This window comes from Stieleria marina (genome assembly GCA_007741555.1).
Classification (GTDB): domain Bacteria; phylum Planctomycetota; class Planctomycetia; order Pirellulales; family Pirellulaceae; genus K23-9.
This window is the reverse complement of record CP036526.1, coordinates 1,083,947-1,103,131: the sequence shown is the minus strand read 5'-3', so window position 1 is coordinate 1,103,131 and position 19,185 is coordinate 1,083,947. Positions and strand designations below refer to the sequence as shown.

Below are 19,185 nucleotides of genomic sequence, written 5' to 3'. Positions count from 1 at the left end.
TCGCCGCGATCATCTGTGAAAGGTGGCAGCAGGCTTTTCCAAGCAACGGCGAGGGCTTCACTGCGTCGATTGGACAGAGCCTCGCGAAAGAGCGACGGAGGAAAGCGACGGAGGAATCAGCGGCCAAACAGGGCGATTCAGCCCCTTTTCCAACGTCCGATAATGCCTCTTATGTTGTATTAAGAGTACAGAAAACCCCGTATTTGACGCGTTTTAGCTTTTCGGCTCGCTGCACTCTGCCGTAGCTCGAGCCGCATTCAAACTGCAGACGCAACTAACGCTGCATACGGATGCAAACGCCAGGTTCATTCAGCGTCGCTTAGCGTTGCCAGAACCCCGGAGCGGAACCGACCGGTGGATTCTCCGCGCGTTGATAGCTTTGCTGGCCGCTTCCCCACGAAGCTGCCGGAGCACTTTCAGCGGGCTCACTAGAACTCATTCCGGGCAGACGATTCCAGAATGATTCGATCTCCGATGCCGGCTGGGAACCAGCTGACGCGGAAGCCGTATCTGCGGCACGGCCTAACGTCGAAAAGAACCCGCCTGAGGTCGTTTCACGAGCGTCTGGATAGCCCGAATTGATCGTATCTTGTGTCTCTGCGAACCGCTGATCAAACGTGTCCAGGTAAGGCCTCAGGACGTAGTGAATCTCTTCTGGGATCACCGAATCGCTCCGATCGAGGACTTGAGCGATAAACTTCCCGCTTTTGCTAGCAACGATTTTCGACCGGATGTTTTGCCCCATTAGCGTGACGGCAAAAAGCGTGATCAGGGTCGCATACAGAAAGCCCTTGATAGCACCAAAAAGAAATCCCACCTGGCGATCAAATTCACGCAGCCGCATCCGATCAATCGAATTGCTGACCATCCTGAATAGGACCCAGATCACCAACGAGGTTCCGATGAACAGAATCAGCATCGCCAAGAACTGGTCCCATGGCGGCTCGGCGTGAATCGAATGGCTAAATGGCTCACGAAACTTGTACGCCACGATATAGCTGACCACGATCGAAGCGATCGAAGCCAACTGCCATGCAAATCCTTTGACGGCACCAAAGAGGGCAGCGCCGACGATGATGACCAGCATGATGATGTCGTAAATTTCCACCGAATCGCTTCCATGCAATGTGGATTGATCAGGCCAACAAACAACCAATCGGCTTGCTAGCAAAAGCCACTGATCAAGGCAGCTTCTTTGGGGAGTATAGCGATCGCCGATCGTTGACCGAAGGTCGATTCGTCTTGGCGGGAACAGGTGATATTCCTTATTCCCATGATTGGAAATTCGCGGCACTCTCTCTGCCACCAATTCAAAGCACATTTTTTTTTCACTGCACTGCCCTTCTCCACGCCATCCGCGCGATCGTGGCTGATTTCAAAACACACATCACCGGTAGCACGCTGGTCGGTATCGCTTACGGATACTGGGGCGTGACGCAACAAGGCATGTCGATTGAGACAGGCATCTTGGCTGCTGGACTGTGCAGTGTTGCCGGCATGCTTCCTGACCTGGACAGCGACTCGGGGATTCCGCTTCGCGAGACCAGCATGTTTGCATCGGCTGTCGTTCCCATCTTGATGCTGGATCGATTCCGAGAGATGCAACTGTCACACGAATCGATGGTGCTGGCGACGATGCTGATCTATCTCGGGATCCGTTTCGTGGTCGTGGAGTTCTTTCGCCGCTTTACCGTGCACCGTGGCATGTGGCACAGCCTGCCCGCCGCAGCCACAGCAGGACTGGCCGCGTACTTGGTCATGCCATGCCCCGAAGAATCGGTTCGTCTTTTCAAGACGGCCGCGATTGTCATTGGATTTTTGGTCCACTTGATCTTGGACGAAATCTGGGCGATCGAATTTGGCTTCCTGCGCTTTCGGGCCAAAAAATCGTTCGGGTCCGCGCTTAAACTTTTCGGCAACAATCAGTTGTCGAACTTGGTCGTCTACGCGCAAGTGTTCTTCTTGGCATACTTGGCTTGGGGAGACCACGACATCAGTGATCAGATTCGCGAACACACTCGGTTTGACGATCCACACATCGCGCAGCCCGCGCCACGCGAACTTCCTTGGCAGAAGTGGTTGAAATAGACCTACGGCAACCGATCGACCACCATCGTGACTGGGCCATCATTTACCAGAGCGACTTGCATGTCGGCTGCAAAGATTCCGCGTTCGACGGGAACACCACGTTGAGAGAGCAGGTCCCCAAAACGCAGATAAAGTTCTTTTGCGATCGCCGGATCGGCCGCTCCGGTAAAAGCAGGTCGACGCCCTTTGCGACAGTCGCCCAACAGAGTGAATTGGCTGACGACGAGCGCAGATCCGTTGACATCAAGCACGGAGCGATTCATTTTCCCCGCGTCGTCTTCAAAGATTCGCAGATTGGCCGCTTTGTCAGCCAGCCATTTCGCTTCGGTTTCCGTGTCGCCATGGCCAACCCCCAACAAGATCAGCAGACCGCTAGCGATTTGGCCAACAATCTCATCGTCGACCGTCACCTTGGCGCTGGTTACACGTTGTAAAACGGCTCGCACAGTCAATTCCCATCGGAGTTACGGATCGCGTAAAATGATGACTCATTCTTGTTTGCCGGATCCAAACCTGGCAAGCCGATAGCCAGTTGATTACTTGCCAGCGACTACATTTCCATGCCTTTTCTTTTCACTTGTCCCCATTGCCGAACGCAAACCCAAGTCGAGGATCAATACAGCGGGCGCAGTGGCGAATGCGTGACATGTGGAAAGCCAATCGACATTCCCCGCTTTGCTCCGAAACGACTTGGCAGTGGCAAGACAGGCCTCTCCGGCGCGACGAAACCTTTTGGCTGGATCGTCGCTGCCAGTGTGGCTTTGGTTCTGCTGGGCTGTTTGGTTTTTGCAGTCTTTCGATTCGGTGGGCAAACCGTTCAGCGACTCTCGTCCAACCGAACTCGCAACGCATCGATTCGCAATCTGGAAAAGATCGCCGCTGCCTTGAACGCTTACGCCGCGGAACACAAAACCTACCCACCGCCAGCCCTGTTGGATGCCAACGGCAAACCACTGCTGTCGTGGCGAGTGCTGATCCTGCCGTATCTGGATGAAGACGAACTGTACGACAAATTCGATTTGACCAAAGATTGGACGTCGGAGCCGAACATGCAAATCGTGTATGAGATGCCTGCTGTGTTTCGTCATCCGGATTCACAAGGCGGATTCACGACGCCCGAATCGGACTACTATCTAGTCGTCGGCGCAAACACGCTGTTCCCTCCCAAGGGACCGATGAGCCCTGACAAAATCGTCGATTCGCCGACGCAGACGCTGCTGGTAATCGAAGGCAATCCGTCGGTTCCAACAGGAATGTGGACGGAACCAATCGACCTGGACTTTGCCAAGATGTCGGGACAAATCAACGGATCGCGAAAAGACGATCCCGGACAGTTACTAGAAGACGGAGCTGCGATGGCCACCGTCGATGGCCGCGGTCACTTTCTTTCCGATGACACGGCGGTGACCGTTTTCAACGCACTCGTCACACCAGCGGGCGGCGAACCGCTGCCCGATGACACGCTGGATTGAGAGTGGACAACAAAAGGAACGTCAGCGCGATGGTGACATCGCACGACTGACATTCTTTTGGCACTTTCCGCGGTTTACTAAAACTTTCGCGGTGTAACAGTGCCTTGGACACGGCACGGCAACCCTTGGATTCGCAAGAACCCTTCGGCGTCGTCCTGGTTATACGAACCGCCGCCTTCCATGGTTGCGATGTCTTCGTCGTACAGACTGTTCTTGCTGCTCCGCGAATCGACGCTGATGTTGCCTTTGTACAATTTCAACGTGACTTCGCCGGTCGTGTGCTTCTGGGCTTCGCGAATGAAGGCCATCATCGCATCCAGCTTTGGCGCATACCAAAAACCGTAGTACACCATCTCGGCGACTTCGGGAGCCATGCGATCTCGCAAGTGCATCAAGTCGCGATCCATCGTCAACTGCTCGACATTCATCAAGGCGTTGTAAAGCACCGTCATTCCTGGCGATTCGTAAACGCCACGACTTTTCATTCCGACAAAACGATTCTCGACCATATCAATACGGCCAACACCGTTGCGTCCGGCAATGTCGTTGAGCGATTCGACCATTTCGAGCGCACCGACTTTTTGCCCATTCAATGTGACCGGGACTCCTGCTTCGAACCCGATCGTGACGCTTTCGGATTTGTCCGGTGCTTCCTGAGGACTAACGCCCATCCCGAAATCAACCAGTTCGACTCCGTTGACGTCTAGTTCTTCCAACTGGCCCGCTTCGTAGCTGATGTGCAGAACGTTTTCGTCGCTGCTGTACGGTTTGGCCGTGGACGCTTTGACCGAAATGTTTTTGTTCTCGCAATAAGCGATCAATTCAGTTCGCCCGGGGAATGCTTCGCGAAATTCCTTGATGCGCCAAGGAGCGATCATTTCGACCTTAGGGTCCAACGCTTCGGCAGCCAATTGAAAGCGGCATTGATCGTTGCCTTTCCCGGTGGCACCATGAGCGTAGGCGGTTGCTCCGACTTCGCGAGCAACTTCCAAACAGACTTTGCTGATCAGCGGACGGGCGATCGATGTGCCCAGCAAATAGATCTGTTCGTACTTTGCCTGCCACGCCAAAACGGGGAAAGCGAAATCGCGACAGAGTTCTTCGCGAACATCGACCAAGCGATACGATGCGGCGCCGCAATCGTGAGCTTTCTTTTCGATCGCCGCGCGGTCTTCGCAGGGCTGTCCCAGATCGACATAAACACAGTGGACTTCGTAGCCCTGATCTTGAAGCCAGCCGAGAATCACTGAGGTATCGAGTCCGCCTGAATAGGCCAATACGCAACTTTTCATGTCGAAGGAGTCCGCTAGGTTGGTGGGGTCAGGCCAAAGCCCGAGAATCTGTCTGGATGCGCCGCGAAACTGCTAAGATGACTGGGCAGACCTTTTCGGCAACCCGGCCCGCAATCTTTATTCGCGGCCGTCAATCAAGTATTTGAATTTGATTCTCGCTGACTGCAACCGCCCATCACACCAAATCGTCCGTTTCCCAACGTTGCTACCCGCTACTTTGATGTCAACGCCCTCCCCTACCCCATTAAATAGCGCCCCGGACAAAGCGGATTCTGCTCCCGGGCAGCCTAGCCAGTCGACCGGGCAGCACAGCCAGCTGGCCCAGTGGCTCACTCGCCTCGCCGCCGGCGAATCGTCGGTCGCCGAAGTGCTGGCCGCGATTACCGCTTCCCCGGACGATCAAGCCGCCATCGAAGGGGCCACAGTCGACCTGGGCCGCCAGAGCCGTTGCGGATTTGGCGAAGTCATCTATGGCGAAGGCAAACCTGCCGAATTGATCCACCGAATTGCCAGCGTTCAGATCGCAGCAGGACAGAATGTCTTGGTCACGCGCATCGATGAAAAGGCGGCGATCCAGCTGCAGACAGAATTTGAACACTCCCATCACAATTCGGTCGCCAAAACACTACGGCTTTCTGCTCGTTCGGTAACCCACGATGCGACGATCGATCCGCTGTCATCGTCAGCCCCGCACGTTGCCGTTGTCACCGCAGGCAGCACCGATGCACCGGTGGCTGCCGAAGCCACCGAGACGCTGGCATGGATGGGAATCGATTTCGCTAGCTACGACGACATTGGAGTCGCTGGTCCCCAGAGGCTATTGTCCGCGGTTCCCAAATTACAAAAAGCTGCTGCGGTGATCGTGGTCGCGGGAATGGAAGGCGCCCTGCCGTCGGTCGTGTCGGGGCATTTGTCGGTACCCATTTTTGCAGTGCCCACCAGCGTCGGTTACGGTGCGACTTTGGGCGGACTGACACCACTGCTAGGGATGCTCAGCAGCTGTGCGGCAGGTGTCGCGGTGGTCAATATCGACGCTGGATTCAAAGCCGGATACTTAGCTGGGTTGGTGATCGATCAAATTCGCCGGGTTCAAAGTTCAAAAACCACTTAGCCAATCAGCACGCATGTCAATGAACACACCGCCGCTGCGACTGACTCACCGACAAACCGATGCGCACAAAGGCAACTTCGGACGTGTTTTGTTAATCGGCGGTTCGCGAGGAATGAGTGGCTCCATTGCTTTATCATCAATCGCAGCACTGAAGACAGGATCCGGATTGGTAACGGCCATGGTTCCTAGCGTCTGCTTGGAGACCGTCGCGAGTTTTCATCCGGGTGTAATGACGATCCCTGCCAGCGACGAAGACGGACATTTTGCAGTCGCGGCCTCCGCCGAAGTCATCGACGCCGTTCAGGACGTATCGGCCTTGGGCTGTGGCCCGGGAATCACGACGCAAAAGGGTTCCGTCGCAATCGTCGAACACTTGGTTTCGATGTCGCACGTTCCGCGAGTGTTCGACGCTGATGCCCTGAATATTTTGTCGCGTTCAAATTTGACCAAACGCCTCACTGGCGACATTGTGCTGACACCTCACCCGGGCGAACTTGAGCGAATCACCGGTGTCAGTCGAAAGTCACGAGCAAGTCAAATCGCTGCCTCGCAAAAGCTTGCACAGCAAACAGGCGCGATCATTGTCGTCAAAGGAGGCCCTAGCGTTGTGGTTTCCCCCCAGGACAAATGGGTCAACACGACCGGAAATCCGGGCATGGCGACCGCGGGGAGCGGAGACGTGCTGACTGGAATCATCACCTCCCTGCTGGGTCAAGGATTGTCGACTTGGAATGCGGCCCGCTTAGGCGTCTGGATTCATGGTTTGGCGGGTGACTTGGCCGCGCGCAAACATTCGCAGCCCGGATTGACCTGCGTGGAGCTGCTCGAATCGGTGGGCGCCGCGACCGCAAAAGCGATTGCCGATGGTGGCGCAGAGCCCTCAAGTCCAACCGCTCTGGAATAGCATTTCGCTGCCACCTACGACCCGGCGGTAATCTGGTTCATAATCGCGGGCTCCCGCTGACTGCCCTGCCCTGCTCTGCCCAGTTATTGATCCGTGACCAAGATCGTTCATTTCTCCCAGCTATCCAAATCCTCCGCGGACGATCTGGCTGGCGAGTCACTGGATTCTGATTTGACAGGTGGCGTGGTCAGCATCGGAAACTTTGACGGAGTTCACAGGGGCCACCGCGCGTTGCTAGGCGAAGTGACGCAGCAAGCCAAACACATCGGCGCCCCGACGATCGCCGTTATTTTCGATCCGCACCCAACTGCCATCCTACGCCCCGAATTGGCTCCCGAACGTTTGACTTGGGTTGAACGTCGCGGCGAATTGATGGGCCAAGTTGACATCGATTTCCTGCTGGTTGTCGAAACGACCGCGGAGTTTTTGAGTCTTTCGGCTGAAGCTTTTTTTCAGTCACTGATCGTCGAACAACTGCAAGCGAAAGCGATCGTCGAAGGACCTAATTTTTTCTTTGGACGCGGGCGAACAGGAAACGTCGACACGCTTGCCGCACTGTGCCAACAGAACCAAATCCGTTTCACGATCGCCCAACCGACCCTTAGCGACGATCAACTGATCAGCAGCACGCGGATTCGCAACTTGTTGCAGAACGGCAGCATCGACCAGGCCAATCAGTTTTTAGGCACCTCTTATTGCATCCGTGGGCAGGTGGTCACCGGGCAACAACGCGGACGGACGATAGGATTCCCCACCGCCAATCTGGCCGATGTTGACGTCGTCATCCCCGGTCACGGCGTGTATGGCGGGATGGTGACGATTGACGGCAAGGACTACGACGCGGCGATCCACATTGGCCCGAATCCAACGTTTGGAGATTCGTCCAGCAAAATCGAAGTCCATGTCCTCGATTTTCACGGCGACCTCTACCAAACGCAATTGGTTGTCAGCTTTGTCAGTTTTGTACGCGACGTCGTTAAGTTCGATTCAGCCGAACACCTGACCGCGCAATTAAAGCGAGATGTGACTACGATACGCGATCAACTAACACTTCACCGCGCAGCTGCTAGCGCGGGCAACTCAGGAACTTGAACGCATGAGCGTCAACTGGAAAGCCTTCGTCAACCAAATCAGCCACTACCAATCATTTGTATTGGTTAGCCACATTCGCCCGGACTGCGATGCACTGGGTAGTGAATTAGGCATGGCTGAAGTGCTACGGACGATCGGCAAAGACGTGCGAATCATCAACGCTCATCGCACGCCGCCGGCCCTGCAGTTTTTGGATCCTGCCGCCAATATCGAAGTCCTAGGTGACGACGTCGAAGCGGAAGATATTTCCTGTGATTGCATCATGATTTTGGACACCAGCGCCTGGGCGCAACTGGGTGACATGGGCGACGTGATCCGAGCGGCAAGCTGCGACAAAATGGTTTTGGACCACCACGTTGGCGAAGACCAACTGGGTGCGACGATGTACAAGGATTATCAAGCCGAAGCGACCGGCACACTGGTTGTTCAAGCAGCCGACGCATTCAACGTCCCACTGACGCGCAGCTTGGCGTACCCCGTTTTTGCAGCGATAGCGACGGACACGGGATGGTTTCGTTTTGGAAGTGTCACGCCGGAGACCTACCGTATTATCGCAAGGCTGATGGAAGCGGGCGCAGTCCCCAGCGAGATCTACGGCGATCTGTACGAACGCGACACGTTGGCCCGGTTAAAACTGCGTGGGCTGATCCTCTCTCGGACCCAGTCCGAAGTCGACGGAACGTTGATGCACACGTACGTCGAAAAACAAGACTTCGAGAAAATGGGAGCCTTGCCCAATGACACCGAAGATTCGATCAATCTGACCTTGGCCGTAGAAAACACCCAAGCCGCCGTGATCTTTGTGGGACAAGTTCGCGGCGGGTTCAAACTTAGCTTCCGAAGCCGCTGCGGATTGGACTGCAACGAAATCGCTCGTCAGTTCAACGGTGGCGGACACAAGGCCGCCGCGGGTGCATTTCAAGAAGGCACACTGGACGAAGTCCGCGGACGTGTGCTGCCTGTCGTTATCGACGCTCTCAAGCAAGCACTTGGAAAGTAGCCAGCCGAAAGCAGCCTAGTTCACAAAGAGCGGGCAGCGTGACAACAGCTGGGCTCTGCAACTCGGCTGGCTCTGCAACTCGGCTGGGCCCTGTAAGGCAGTTGGCCAATAAAACTTCTTCGCTCCCCATCTCGCTGGGCGAGATGGCGGTACGGATCGAAAACAAGTTCTTTGGCGTCGCGGCTACTTACGCAGGAAAAACCCGGTCAACGACCAGCCTTCCTCGGTTTCCTCGGTAAACGCGCCGCCATCGGTCAAGTGCTTTTCAATCTTTTCGATTGGCGGCAATTTCCTGGCATTCAAAGGATCGGGCTGGCCACCCTCCTCATCTTCCATGGCTCGCCTCAGAATCGTCGATAACACCGAATCGCTGTCTTTGAGCTGTCCTTTTCGCAACAATTCGTACTTGGCTCGCATCGACATTTTCAGTCGTGCCAATCGATCCATCGCGACGTTCTTTGCTCCTAGATCTCCGATCGCTTCGACGACCTTCTTGGCAGGATCCAGTGACGCCAAACCGTCTTTGGCCCCCGCTTGAATTCGTTTTGCTGACTGAATCAAAAACTCAGGATGGCTGGAGAACATCAAGTAGGCCGACGGTGAACCGGGACCTTTGTCGACAACGGCAATCGCCCAGTGATCCAGCAGCGGCTTTTGATTCTCGCCCGCTCCCTCTTCGTCATCGAAACCAAGAGCCTCCAATTCCGCTTCCAAATCATCTTCGCCTTCGCCACGTTGGACTCGCCAAATATCGACACCAGGCAACGCATCGATTTTGGTCGCGTCAGGCTCGACTTCCATGGCTTTGCGAATCACGTCTTTGATCGCTTGCGCGTTCTTCAGTTCCACCGCCACCAGCATTCGCTCGGAATCGACGTCTGCGGGAACGGTGTTGTCAGCGATCAAGATAATCGTGTCATCCAAATTGGGTAGAAAGTTCTTCTCGAGATCGATCTGAGGCCCTGCTTCGTCGTCACGAATACCTTCGACCATGTCGCGAAAAATTTCGTCGCCGAGAGCTTCGTTGATCAGCGACTCAGACGCCCAAAAACCATTTTCGATGTTCCAGTTGATCCGATTAAAGCTTCCGACTTCATTGTGAATCCAGTCCGGAATCGCTTCGTAGGGCTGATTGATTAGCTCCAGCATGACCGCGGCATTCTTAAATGGACGCGTCGCCAACACAAATCCGCGATGCAAAACATCGAATCTCTCGCCCGCAAACGTGGCTTTTCCGCCCAGCGCACGAACAGCGTTGAATCCTTGTCCTTCTAGCAGTTTCAGGATGTCAACTTGATTGCCGCGATCCACTTCAAACACTTCTCGCAAAATACGTCCCATTTGAAATGGGTGTGCGAACCATTCCAAACACAATTTGCCGTTGTCTTCTGCGGTCAATTCAAGTGACGCATCTGACTGGCTCATCACTGTTTTGAAATCCGAAAAACGACTGAGCGGTTCGCCCTTGGGTGTGCCTGAGATTGCATCCAGCAAGTCTTGCACCACCGTGTCACGGTCTGACGCGATCACGCGAGAGTCGCTGATCGCGACCGCAACTTGGTTGACTTTCAATTGGCCTGGTTTGGGTTTCGTCGAATAAACGCGAATCGTCTGGTCGCGATACGTGACATCGTTTCGCGTAGCGCCACCCCTTTTCAAATCCTGATCGATCTGGTCCATGGCAGCTTGGCTTTCAGCCTGCTTGCCGCGTACGTCGGCGATGATGCAAATCGAATAAGGACGCAACTTGTCGTTTTCAAACGGAATCCACGCCAGCGAAATTTCACCCGTGACGACGTCAACCAAATCTTTGGGACGAATTCCAATCTTGTGATCGGTGGACTCCAGATAATTAGTGGCTCTAGCCCGCTGCGCATCAATGAAGTCTTTCATCGATGGATCATCAATTAGTTGACCAAGGTGCAGCTTGCGCCACGAAGCTCGAAACTCGGGCACATTGGGAATGCGAACAAAGCCTGCCGTGTTCTGTGGCAGAATGTCAGTCGCAGGCATGTACGCCGTGGCCACTGCGGGCTGCGCGTTAGCAGTCCCAACGGCGACCGATGCAAGCACGAAAACAAACGTTTGCAGCAAGCAAATGGTGAAAGACATTCGAGATCTATCGCAAGCCATCCCTACGGGGCAGTTACGAAAACCAGATAAAAAGCTCATGCAAAATCCGGAAACTAGGAAGAGTTGGCGATGTAGGCCAACCGTCATTGCCTGCAACATTAAAGCTGTATGTTATCGAACTCGTTTTGAGGCCGAAACGGCGTCTAAGGCAGGATTCGTGACTGTTCGGTATCTTTCGGGAAATAAATCCCCAGCTTGTGACACGAATCCGCCAAAACCCGCGAATCAAAAGCGAAATTGGCAGCCTAAAACACCACAGCTTCAGTGAGTGTACGCCTTCGTCGAACAACCAGAGGTAGTGCGGTGAACAAAAATCACCACGCGAGCCGGTTTTTTGGCCATTCTGCGGCAAGCCGCGAGCCCAGCAGACCGAATTTTATCGATCGGTTTCGTCGTCGCTTCGGCGTGGTTCATGAGTCTGAAACGTGGTTCGCCGACTCTGCTGGGCCGCGTCCATTTTTTCAGCCAACCACTGGTACAGCTCCCACTGTGATCGCAACGGTTCACCTTCGGCCTGCACCAGTTCGTATTTCCCGTTGGGAAGCATCTGCCACGCACTGTGCGTGTCGTCGAAATATCGATTGAGAACCGCAATCAATTTGCGACGGCATTTTTCCTCCACGATCGGAACCAGCAATTCAATGCGACGATCCAGGTTCCTTGGCATCCAATCGGCACTACTGATCAAAAGCTCTTCGGCTCCGCCATGATGGAACAACACGATCCGAGCATGTTCCAAGAAACGATCGACGATCGAGATGACTTCGATGTTTTCGCTCAGCCCCTCCACACCAGGTCTCAGGCAACAAACACCTCGAATATTAAGTCGAATTTTCACACCGGCTTGGCTGGCTCGATAGAGCGCATCGATCAGCTCCGTATCAACCAAGGCATTTAGCTTAGCGGTGATCTGTCCTTTTTGTCCCTGCAGACATCGCTGCCGTTCGGCGGCGATCAAATCAAGAAGCCGTTTGCGAAGTCCAATTGGAGCGGCGATCAACTGCTGCATCTGCAAAGGCTGACTGGCGCCCGTGACGGCATTGAAAAATGTCGTCGCATCAGCCCCCAATATGTCATCACATGTCAGCAGCGAAATGTCACCGTACAGATTGGCTGTTGCTTCGTTGTAGTTACCAGTTCCAAAATGCACATAGCGCACAATGCCTTGCGGTTCGCGACGCACAACGATGCAAACCTTGGCGTGTGTTTTCAGACCGCGGATGCCGTAAATGACTTGAACACCGGCATGCTCCATTTCGCGAGCCCATTCGATGTTGCGTGCTTCATCGAAACGCGCTTTCAGCTCCACAATCGTCGTGACATATTTGCCTCGATCCGCGGCGCGTTTCAGGGCTGCGACAATCGGGCTTTTCTTGCTCGTGCGGTAAAGCACTTGCTTGATCGCCAACACGTCGGGGTCGATCGCCGCCTCTTCGATCAGCCTGACGACAGGATCATATCGTTCGTATGGATGAACTAAGATCACATCACCAGCCGCGATCGTTGTAAACATTTTTTCGCTGGCATCGATCTGAGGACTTGGCTGTGGCGGCCAAGCTTCATCCTTCAACGCTTCGAAACCGTCCAGACCATGGAGCGAAAACAAATAGGTCAGATCCAGGGGGCCATCAATTGCAAACAGATGTTGATTGGTTAGCCCGAGCGACTCCGAAAGAAATGCGACCATTTCGTCACTGGCGTGGGCACCGTACTCCAACCGCACTGCACCGGAATAGCGACGACTCTCCAAGACTTCTTCCATACCGCCCAGCAAGTCGGCCGCGGAATCTTCGCGAAGTTCAATGTCTGCATTGCGAGTAACCCGCAGCGGGATGCATTCAAGCACTTCGCGATTGGGAAAGAACTCTGACACAAAATGCGTCACGAGATCTTCTAACAGCACGTATCGGTAGCCACCGTCCGATGGCATCGGCACCATCCGATCCAAGACGCGGCCGAGCGGAACAATCGCGAATTGCCACGGCAAGTCACCCTCTTCTGCTGGTTTTCCGCCCAGTTCGGTGTCTTCATCCGCTTTCAGACGCACGCACAGCTGAACACCCAATCCCTGAAGAAGCGGAAACGGGTGCCCGACGGAAATTTGTTGCGGCGACAACACAGCGGAAATGTCAGTGCGAAATCTCGTCTCAGCAGCCACCGTGCAGCGATCCGAACAACTGTTCAAATCAATTCTCGAAATTCCCTCCTGATCAAGTGCTGGCTCCAACGTATCTCGCACCAGGCGATACTGCTGGCTAACAATCATTTGCGCTTTGCCCAGCACCGCGTTTAACTGTTCGGCGATCGTCAGACCCGCAGGATCACGTTGCTGCGCATTTCGCTGGTACTGCATTCGCAAACCACCGACGCGGACCATGACGAATTCGTCCATGTTGGAACTGGTGATCGCTAGAAACTTCGCTCGTTCCAGCAATGGCAGACTTTCATCAGCAGCCTGTTCCAAAACACGCTGATTGAATTCAAGCCAACTGATTTCGCGATTGATAAACCGATCATCCGGGAGCGGTTGATCAAGCAGAGTATCTTTTTTTGATTTCGCTTTGCGTTTCTTTGCCACTTCTTATTCCGTTCACTTAACCAATTCGGCGACCACGCAGCTACACATTCTGTGGGACCAACGCAGGCTGCGGAGCGGCGGATTCACGCTGAAGACTGACCTGTTCGCCGGGCTCATCGTCCACCGTGACTTCTTCGCCGTCCGTTCCCATCAAAATCCGAAATGCTTTGGGATAGTGGTCCTTTCCATACGTCAGTTCACCACCCTGGTGTCCTACCGCGCCGACCATTCCTGCGGCGACTAGCAGGCCAATCTTCCACACTTTGTCTAGCGAACTGTCACCACGTTTGATGCCAAGCAGTGCCACGCCCGCCATCACCAAACTGAACACCGTGACGATCATGCCGCCCCAGCGATGCCAGAAAAATTCGTTGTCCATGTCAAAATGCGTCCATCCTGGATAGCCCTTCTCCGTTGCGAATGCCCATCCCATCATCGTCGCCCCGACCGCTGACACGGCCCCGAACAGCAGACACGCCAAAGGAATTTGTGTACCGATCGCGGGCCACTTCCAACCCAGCACGACAAAGATGGCCCCAAACGTCAGCAACGCTACCGGAAAGTGGATTGTTGCGGGATGAAAGAAGCCTTGAAACGCCCAGGCTCGCCCGATCAACGTCTTTTCCTGCGTCACCGTAATCACAGGTGCGGGAACTGTTGAAGCGCCAGCCACATTGGCATCATCCGGCCAATTGGCTCCCTCTTCGATCCACACTCGAATCAACGCCAGCTCGCCCGGCGACAACGGGCCCCCCTTGGCAGGCGGCGGCATCATCATGTCTTCGTCTTCGCTGAGGAGATAATCGACATACATCGCACTGGATTCCAAATCCCCCGCTTCGACATACGAGGAGACCGAATCGACATCATCGATACGAAAGTCTGCCTTGCTGTCTTCGGGTCCGTGACAGTCCAAGCAATGACGGCGAAAAATTGGCGCGATGTCACGATTAAAAACAACCACACGGCCTTCACCGTCGACCGCAGTTCGCGAAATCTCTTCGGAAACAGACGCGGCTGTTTCCGGATCACCTGATTCTTGTTCGACCGCTTCTTGTCCTGACACGGCCCCGGTGTCCCAACCGATGCCAAACCCGGTCGCGATGGTCACTAGCATGTAAAAAACGTGCTGACGGGGAGGCACGATGAATCGACGCATATCGGCGAAATCCTTGGATGTAGAAATCTGAACGCACGCGAGTCCGCTGCGGCATCCCGAGATTCACTGACGCAAACGAAAAACACGGCCGCGAGACTTGCTGCCGCGAAACTCACTTACTCAGGAACGTCTGGTGAAGCAGAAAGCGGAGTTCTTAGTATCGTCGGATCACGCCAATGTTTCCAGCATGCTGAAAACAGGGTCAAACGGCGACCCCGTTGAACGCATGAGCCATGCCCAGCAGCTTAATCTCTTCCTTGACGTCGTTCTTGGTGGGACTCTGCAGAGTTTCGACGATTTCGTCGGCGATCAGCTGGGCAAACAACGCTCGCGCGGGTGTCAACACTTGATCAACCTGAACAGCTGACAAGTCAATTTGGAACTGTTCTTTGACCTTGGCTGCCACTGCCTCGGAACTTGCTTTTGGGTTTTCAGTGGCAACACTGAGCACGGAAAACACCGGAACATCTGGTTGTTTGTGCTCGTGGCGTTCCAGAGCCCGCCAGGCTCGCTCCAGCATGCAATCTCGCCAAAACGACAACCATTCCTTGGATCCAAGCGTGACACTGCCCAGATCGACTCCGGCTCGCTCCGCTTCGGGCATGTCGTTCAAACGTGCTTTGGCACACGAACGAACACCACGGACCAAAAAATCCCTCAGACGTCCGCGTTTGTGTTCACCGAATCCAGCCTGCACCAAGTGAGCAAGCAAGATTTTCAATGCTTCGTCAGCGTGTTCTTTGGACCCCAGCAGCAACGTCAACTGCCGCTGCATGGGTGACAAATATCGCAACACAAATCCGGCCGCGCTATCTGCTTCCGTCCATGAATGGGACGATCGCACCAGATTAACTGACGACTTCCGTGCAGAGTCAGACGAGGAATCAAGCATAGAGCTGCGAAAATCCAAAGAGATGAGTATCCCGCGATCTCGAATCAGTTTTTGTCGCGACAAGCCTCATAGCATGATGTAGCGACGTTCCCCGTGCAAGCAATACCGCGTGTTTTCCGTGTCAATAACCGATCAGAAAGCTAGTTGATCAGCTTCGTTTATTTGTCGATCTCTGTGGTCGCGATTTCAAATGTGGCCGCGTTCCTGATGACAATCGTAAGATTTCTGCCGACAAAAGTAGGCCGCTGCCGACCAGGGCATACCGTGATTCTGAGAGGAGGTCACGGGCAACGCAAAGCACGAACGAGAATTCGCGTGATTTCCTCTGCCATACATCGGCGGCGATATTCGGACTACGTAGATCTCGGGCCAGGAAGATCCAGGACTAGGCAGATCAATGCTTCTAAATGTGATTGCAATGCCCTCACGCCCGGCGGCAAGGACTCGATTGCGACAGAACTCTCGTCGCCGCACGTCTCGCCTCCTCTCGGGCCTTGCCAAACCCCCGGCATGGACGCCATTCTTGTCGTTTTAACGCCATCCTCCCCTGCCCTTTTTGCCTCCTGAGTCTGCTGTGAATCGCACGCCGATCGTCGACCTGAACGACGGACAGTCCTTTGAACAAGCTTTCCAAGCCGCTGACAAACAACTGCGAGTCAATCGGCAAGGTGGCAAATACATCTTGATGAAACTCTCGGATCAGTCCGGAACAATCGCGGGCATGATGTGGAACGCGGACGAAAAGATGTTCGAATCGTTTGATCGCAGTGACTACGTGTTCTGCAAAGGTCGGACACAAATTCACAACGGTAACTTGCAAGTCATCGTGACTTCGATCGAAAGGATGGATCCATCAGAAATCGAACTCTCCGAATTCGAACGATTCGACGCCGCCGCCGCCGATCAATTGGAGACACGACTTCGCGAACTGCTCGGTGGGCTCCGCAACATTCACTTGCGGGCTCTCGGTGAAACTTACTTGGGCGACGAGGATCTTCTTGGTCGTCTAAAATCCGCAGCCGCGGCCGTGTCGAATCATCACGCCTACCCCGGCGGCCTACTGCGACACACCATCGACTTGATGGAAATGTGCCAAGCGATCGGTCCTCGCTACCCACAAATGGACACCGAGCTATTGATGTTCGGCGCGTTCTTACACGATCTTGGCAAAATCGAAGAACTGTCCTCCGGCGGCGAAATCTCTTACACCGACCGTGGACAAATGCTGGGCCACATTGTGATCGGCATCCAAATGTTGGACGAAAAAATCCGATCATTGCAGACGGACAGCAACGATCGTTTTCCAGATGAATTGAAACTGCATCTGGAGCACTTGGTCGTCAGCCATCACGGACAACTCGAATACGGCAGCCCCAAGCTGCCCGTCACCCTGGAAGCTGTCGCACTGCACCATATCGACAACTTGGATGCAAAGATCACTGCCTACACCAGCGTGATCGAATCCGACGTCGCGGCGGACGGCAACTGGACCAATTACAATCCATCGATCGGACGCAAACTCTGGAAGAATCGTGACTAACTCCCCACGTCCTGCTGTCGTTCTGCTTTCGGGTGGGCTCGATAGTGCAACTTGTTTGGCAATCGCCAACAGCACCGGTTTCGCGCCGCACGCGATTAGCTTTCGCTATGGCCAACGTCATCAGTACGAACTGGAACGAGCCGAAAAAATCGCCGCGACGCTTGGTGCTGCTTCCCACCGTATCGTCGACATCAACCTGGCCCAGTTCGGAGGATCGGCGCTGACGGATTCGGCGATTGCGGTCCCCAAAGCCGATAGCGTCGAAGAGATGGGGAGCGAGATTCCCGTGACCTATGTTCCCGCCAGAAACACGGTCTTCCTTTCGCTCGCTCTGGCCTTGGCCGAAACGCTTGGCTCGCACGACATCTTCATTGGCGTCAACGCACTCGACTACAGCGGCTATCCCGACTGCCGAAGCGAGTTCATCGAAGCGTTTCAGGTGATGGCCAACCTGGCGACCAAGTCCGGCGTGACTGACACGGACCGCATGACGATCCATACGCCACTGATTGATCTGACCAAAGCACAGATCATCGCCAAAGGGCTTTCGCTGGGGGTCGACTACAGCGATACGCTTTCCTGCTACGATCCGCTCGATGGCGGCAAACCCTGCAGTCACTGCGACGCCTGCCTATTGCGTCAAAAAGGCTTCCAAGAAAACGGGCTCACCGACCCAACAACGTAGCCGTCAGTTTCCGACTGACGTAGCCCGGCCGACGTAACCCTAAAGAACCCTTCTCCAATCGCGAACCTGCGGATCGCCCCCAAGCCCCAACCAACGACACGACCAACGCAAATTTCCTTGTCACGAGCCAAATCGGTCTCAATAACGCACAGAGATCAAACGGTATCCGTCGCAGCATGATGCCGGCTATGCCAACCACTCGGCTCGGCCCGCTTTGACAAACTCGTCATCGGTCAAGTGTGGATAAGCGGCGCAAATCCGATCGATCTGATCAGCCTGCCCTAGGCTCAAACATTCGTTCGGATCGATACACAAATTCGTTTGCACCAAACCTTGCCGACGAAGCACTTCCATGATGCCAGGAATGCAGCCGACAAATCCATTGGCCGCATCGAACAGCACCGCGTTGCAATCGGTCACTTCGCCGTTGCGAATCAATAGCTCCGGCAACAGCGACGCATCTTGTTTTGAATCTTTGCACTGCGACAACAAATCGACGGCACTCTTTGTCCACACAGCCCAGTGCCCAAGCAATCCACCTGCGAACCTGCGATGCCGCATCACTCCGTCATCGCCAATCAATCGATAACAACTGATCAAGTCGCCAACGATATGATCATCATTGCCCGTGTACAACGCGATGTCGTCGCGGCCTGCATCCGAAAGAGCTCGGATCACGTCCAACGTATTGTAGCGATCGAACGCCGCAATCTTGATCGCGATCACATTGTCGATTTCAACAAATCGACGCCAAAACGAATACGGCAAATCGATTCCGCCAATACCGGGCTGCAAGTAGAACCCAAACACCGGAATCACGTCAGCCACCGCGCGACAGTGTTCGATCAACTCATCTTCACTCGCTCCACGCATCGCCGACAAACCCAGCAACCCACTGTGGTACCCGAGCTCACCAGCCAACGCAGCTTCACCAGCGGCCTGCTTCGTATCCCCAATGATGCCGGCAACGCGAACCGTTTCGTCGCTTCCCGCTTGATCCATTTCTTCGGCGGCGATCTTTAAAACGCGTTCGTACCAACCGACAGACGGATCGTGAATGGCAAATTGCGTTGTATGCACACCGACAGCTAGACCACCCGCCCCAGCGGCAAGGTAGTACCGCGCAAGAGCACGCTGGCCACGTTCGTCCAACTGGCGATCAGCGTCCAGCGCCAAGGGATGCGCCGGAATCACAACACCACGGTGCAGGACTTCAGAAATCTTTTCGTTCATGTCAGC

Annotated in this window: 16 protein-coding genes; 8 read left to right on the top strand and 8 right to left on the bottom strand. The window is 54.6% G+C overall.

Going from position 1 to position 19,185, the window contains the following annotated elements; genetic code table 11:
* Nucleotides 1-319 precede the first annotated feature (319 nt).
* Nucleotides 320-1,108: a CvpA family protein gene (locus K239x_RS03975; protein WP_145416357.1), complete on the bottom strand. Its 789-nt coding sequence runs from the start codon at nucleotides 1,106-1,108 to the stop codon at nucleotides 320-322.
* Nucleotides 1,109-1,125: 17 nt separating this feature from the next.
* Between K239x_RS03975 and K239x_RS03970 the strand changes: the two genes are divergently transcribed.
* Entirely contained in the window at nucleotides 1,126-2,088 is a 963-nt protein-coding gene (locus tag K239x_RS03970) for a metal-dependent hydrolase (RefSeq protein ID WP_145416356.1), read from the top strand.
* A gap of 2 nt (nucleotides 2,089-2,090) precedes the next feature.
* On the opposite strand, the gene dtd is transcribed toward K239x_RS03970, so the two are convergent.
* The gene (gene dtd / locus K239x_RS03965; protein WP_145416355.1) at nucleotides 2,091-2,534 is read right to left on the bottom strand and encodes a D-aminoacyl-tRNA deacylase; all 444 of its coding nucleotides are present in this window, start codon (nucleotides 2,532-2,534) and stop codon (nucleotides 2,091-2,093) included.
* 114 nt (nucleotides 2,535-2,648) lie between these two features.
* Here dtd and K239x_RS03960 point away from each other — a divergent pair, with 114 nt between their 5' ends.
* A complete protein-coding gene (locus K239x_RS03960; protein ID WP_145416354.1) occupies nucleotides 2,649-3,560 on the top strand; it encodes a DUF1559 family PulG-like putative transporter in 912 nt (303 codons plus the stop codon).
* A 77-nt stretch (nucleotides 3,561-3,637) separates the two neighbouring features.
* Here the strand turns inward: K239x_RS03960 and K239x_RS03955 are convergent, their stop codons facing one another.
* Entirely contained in the window at nucleotides 3,638-4,852 is a 1,215-nt protein-coding gene (locus K239x_RS03955) for an argininosuccinate synthase (protein ID WP_145416353.1), read from the bottom strand.
* Between the two features lie 220 nt (nucleotides 4,853-5,072).
* On the opposite strand from K239x_RS03955, the gene larB reads away from it, so the two are divergent.
* The 4 genes from larB to K239x_RS03935 all read left to right on the top strand — a co-directional run bounded on the left by larB (nucleotide 5,073) and on the right by K239x_RS03935 (nucleotide 8,959).
* Nucleotides 5,073-5,963, top strand: coding sequence for a nickel pincer cofactor biosynthesis protein LarB (gene larB / locus K239x_RS03950; RefSeq protein ID WP_145416352.1), 891 nt, complete (start codon nucleotides 5,073-5,075; stop codon nucleotides 5,961-5,963).
* Between the two features lie 13 nt (nucleotides 5,964-5,976).
* Nucleotides 5,977-6,867 carry an NAD(P)H-hydrate dehydratase gene (locus tag K239x_RS03945; protein ID WP_145416351.1) on the top strand — a complete coding sequence of 297 codons (891 nt, stop codon included), beginning with the start codon at nucleotides 5,977-5,979 and terminating at the stop codon, nucleotides 6,865-6,867.
* A 93-nt stretch (nucleotides 6,868-6,960) separates the two neighbouring features.
* Nucleotides 6,961-7,959: a bifunctional riboflavin kinase/FAD synthetase gene (locus tag K239x_RS03940; protein WP_419189648.1), complete on the top strand. Its 999-nt coding sequence runs from the start codon at nucleotides 6,961-6,963 to the stop codon at nucleotides 7,957-7,959.
* Nucleotides 7,960-7,963: 4 nt separating this feature from the next.
* The gene (locus K239x_RS03935) at nucleotides 7,964-8,959 is read left to right on the top strand and encodes a DHH family phosphoesterase (RefSeq protein WP_145416350.1); all 996 of its coding nucleotides are present in this window, start codon (nucleotides 7,964-7,966) and stop codon (nucleotides 8,957-8,959) included.
* Nucleotides 8,960-9,142: 183 nt separating this feature from the next.
* On the opposite strand, the gene K239x_RS03930 is transcribed toward K239x_RS03935, so the two are convergent.
* The 4 genes from K239x_RS03930 to K239x_RS03915 all read right to left on the bottom strand — a co-directional run bounded on the left by K239x_RS03930 (nucleotide 9,143) and on the right by K239x_RS03915 (nucleotide 15,673).
* Nucleotides 9,143-11,071: a membrane or secreted protein gene (locus K239x_RS03930; RefSeq protein ID WP_145416349.1), complete on the bottom strand. Its 1,929-nt coding sequence runs from the start codon at nucleotides 11,069-11,071 to the stop codon at nucleotides 9,143-9,145.
* A 397-nt stretch (nucleotides 11,072-11,468) separates the two neighbouring features.
* Entirely contained in the window at nucleotides 11,469-13,670 is a 2,202-nt protein-coding gene (ppk1, locus tag K239x_RS03925) for a polyphosphate kinase 1 (protein ID WP_145416348.1), read from the bottom strand.
* Nucleotides 13,671-13,710: 40 nt separating this feature from the next.
* A complete protein-coding gene (locus tag K239x_RS03920) occupies nucleotides 13,711-14,829 on the bottom strand; it encodes a c-type cytochrome domain-containing protein (protein WP_419189647.1) in 1,119 nt (372 codons plus the stop codon).
* Between the two features lie 202 nt (nucleotides 14,830-15,031).
* Entirely contained in the window at nucleotides 15,032-15,673 is a 642-nt protein-coding gene (locus tag K239x_RS03915) for a hypothetical protein (RefSeq protein ID WP_145416347.1), read from the bottom strand.
* Between the two features lie 622 nt (nucleotides 15,674-16,295).
* Between K239x_RS03915 and K239x_RS03910 the strand changes: the two genes are divergently transcribed.
* Nucleotides 16,296-17,261: a 3'-5' exoribonuclease YhaM family protein gene (locus K239x_RS03910; protein WP_145416346.1), complete on the top strand. Its 966-nt coding sequence runs from the start codon at nucleotides 16,296-16,298 to the stop codon at nucleotides 17,259-17,261.
* Nucleotides 17,254-17,946: a 7-cyano-7-deazaguanine synthase QueC gene (gene queC / locus K239x_RS03905; protein ID WP_145416345.1), complete on the top strand. Its 693-nt coding sequence runs from the start codon at nucleotides 17,254-17,256 to the stop codon at nucleotides 17,944-17,946. Before K239x_RS03910 ends, queC begins: the two co-directional genes overlap by 8 nt.
* A gap of 186 nt (nucleotides 17,947-18,132) precedes the next feature.
* On the opposite strand, the gene K239x_RS03900 is transcribed toward queC, so the two are convergent.
* Complete coding sequence (locus K239x_RS03900) at nucleotides 18,133-19,179, bottom strand: dihydrodipicolinate synthase family protein (protein WP_145416344.1); 1,047 nt, start codon at nucleotides 19,177-19,179, stop codon at nucleotides 18,133-18,135.
* Nucleotides 19,180-19,185 lie beyond the last annotated feature (6 nt).

What these genes read in the sequence shown, in the direction of transcription:
- K239x_RS03970 (WP_145416356.1), top strand. Translation starts at nt 1,126, where the DNA reads ATGTGGATTGATCAGGCCAACAAACAACCAATCGGCTTGCTAGCAAAA.
- K239x_RS03960 (WP_145416354.1), top strand. Translation starts at nt 2,649, where the DNA reads ATGCCTTTTCTTTTCACTTGTCCCCATTGCCGAACGCAAACCCAAGTC.
- K239x_RS03955 (WP_145416353.1), bottom strand. Translation starts at nt 4,852, where the DNA reads ATGAAAAGTTGCGTATTGGCCTATTCAGGCGGACTCGATACCTCAGTG.
- larB (WP_145416352.1), top strand. Translation starts at nt 5,073, where the DNA reads ATGTCAACGCCCTCCCCTACCCCATTAAATAGCGCCCCGGACAAAGCG.
- K239x_RS03945 (WP_145416351.1), top strand. Translation starts at nt 5,977, where the DNA reads ATGTCAATGAACACACCGCCGCTGCGACTGACTCACCGACAAACCGAT.
- K239x_RS03935 (WP_145416350.1), top strand. Translation starts at nt 7,964, where the DNA reads ATGAGCGTCAACTGGAAAGCCTTCGTCAACCAAATCAGCCACTACCAA.
- K239x_RS03930 (WP_145416349.1), bottom strand. Translation starts at nt 11,071, where the DNA reads ATGTCTTTCACCATTTGCTTGCTGCAAACGTTTGTTTTCGTGCTTGCA.
- K239x_RS03920 (WP_419189647.1), bottom strand. Translation starts at nt 14,829, where the DNA reads ATGCGTCGATTCATCGTGCCTCCCCGTCAGCACGTTTTTTACATGCTA.
- K239x_RS03900 (WP_145416344.1), bottom strand. Translation starts at nt 19,179, where the DNA reads ATGAACGAAAAGATTTCTGAAGTCCTGCACCGTGGTGTTGTGATTCCG.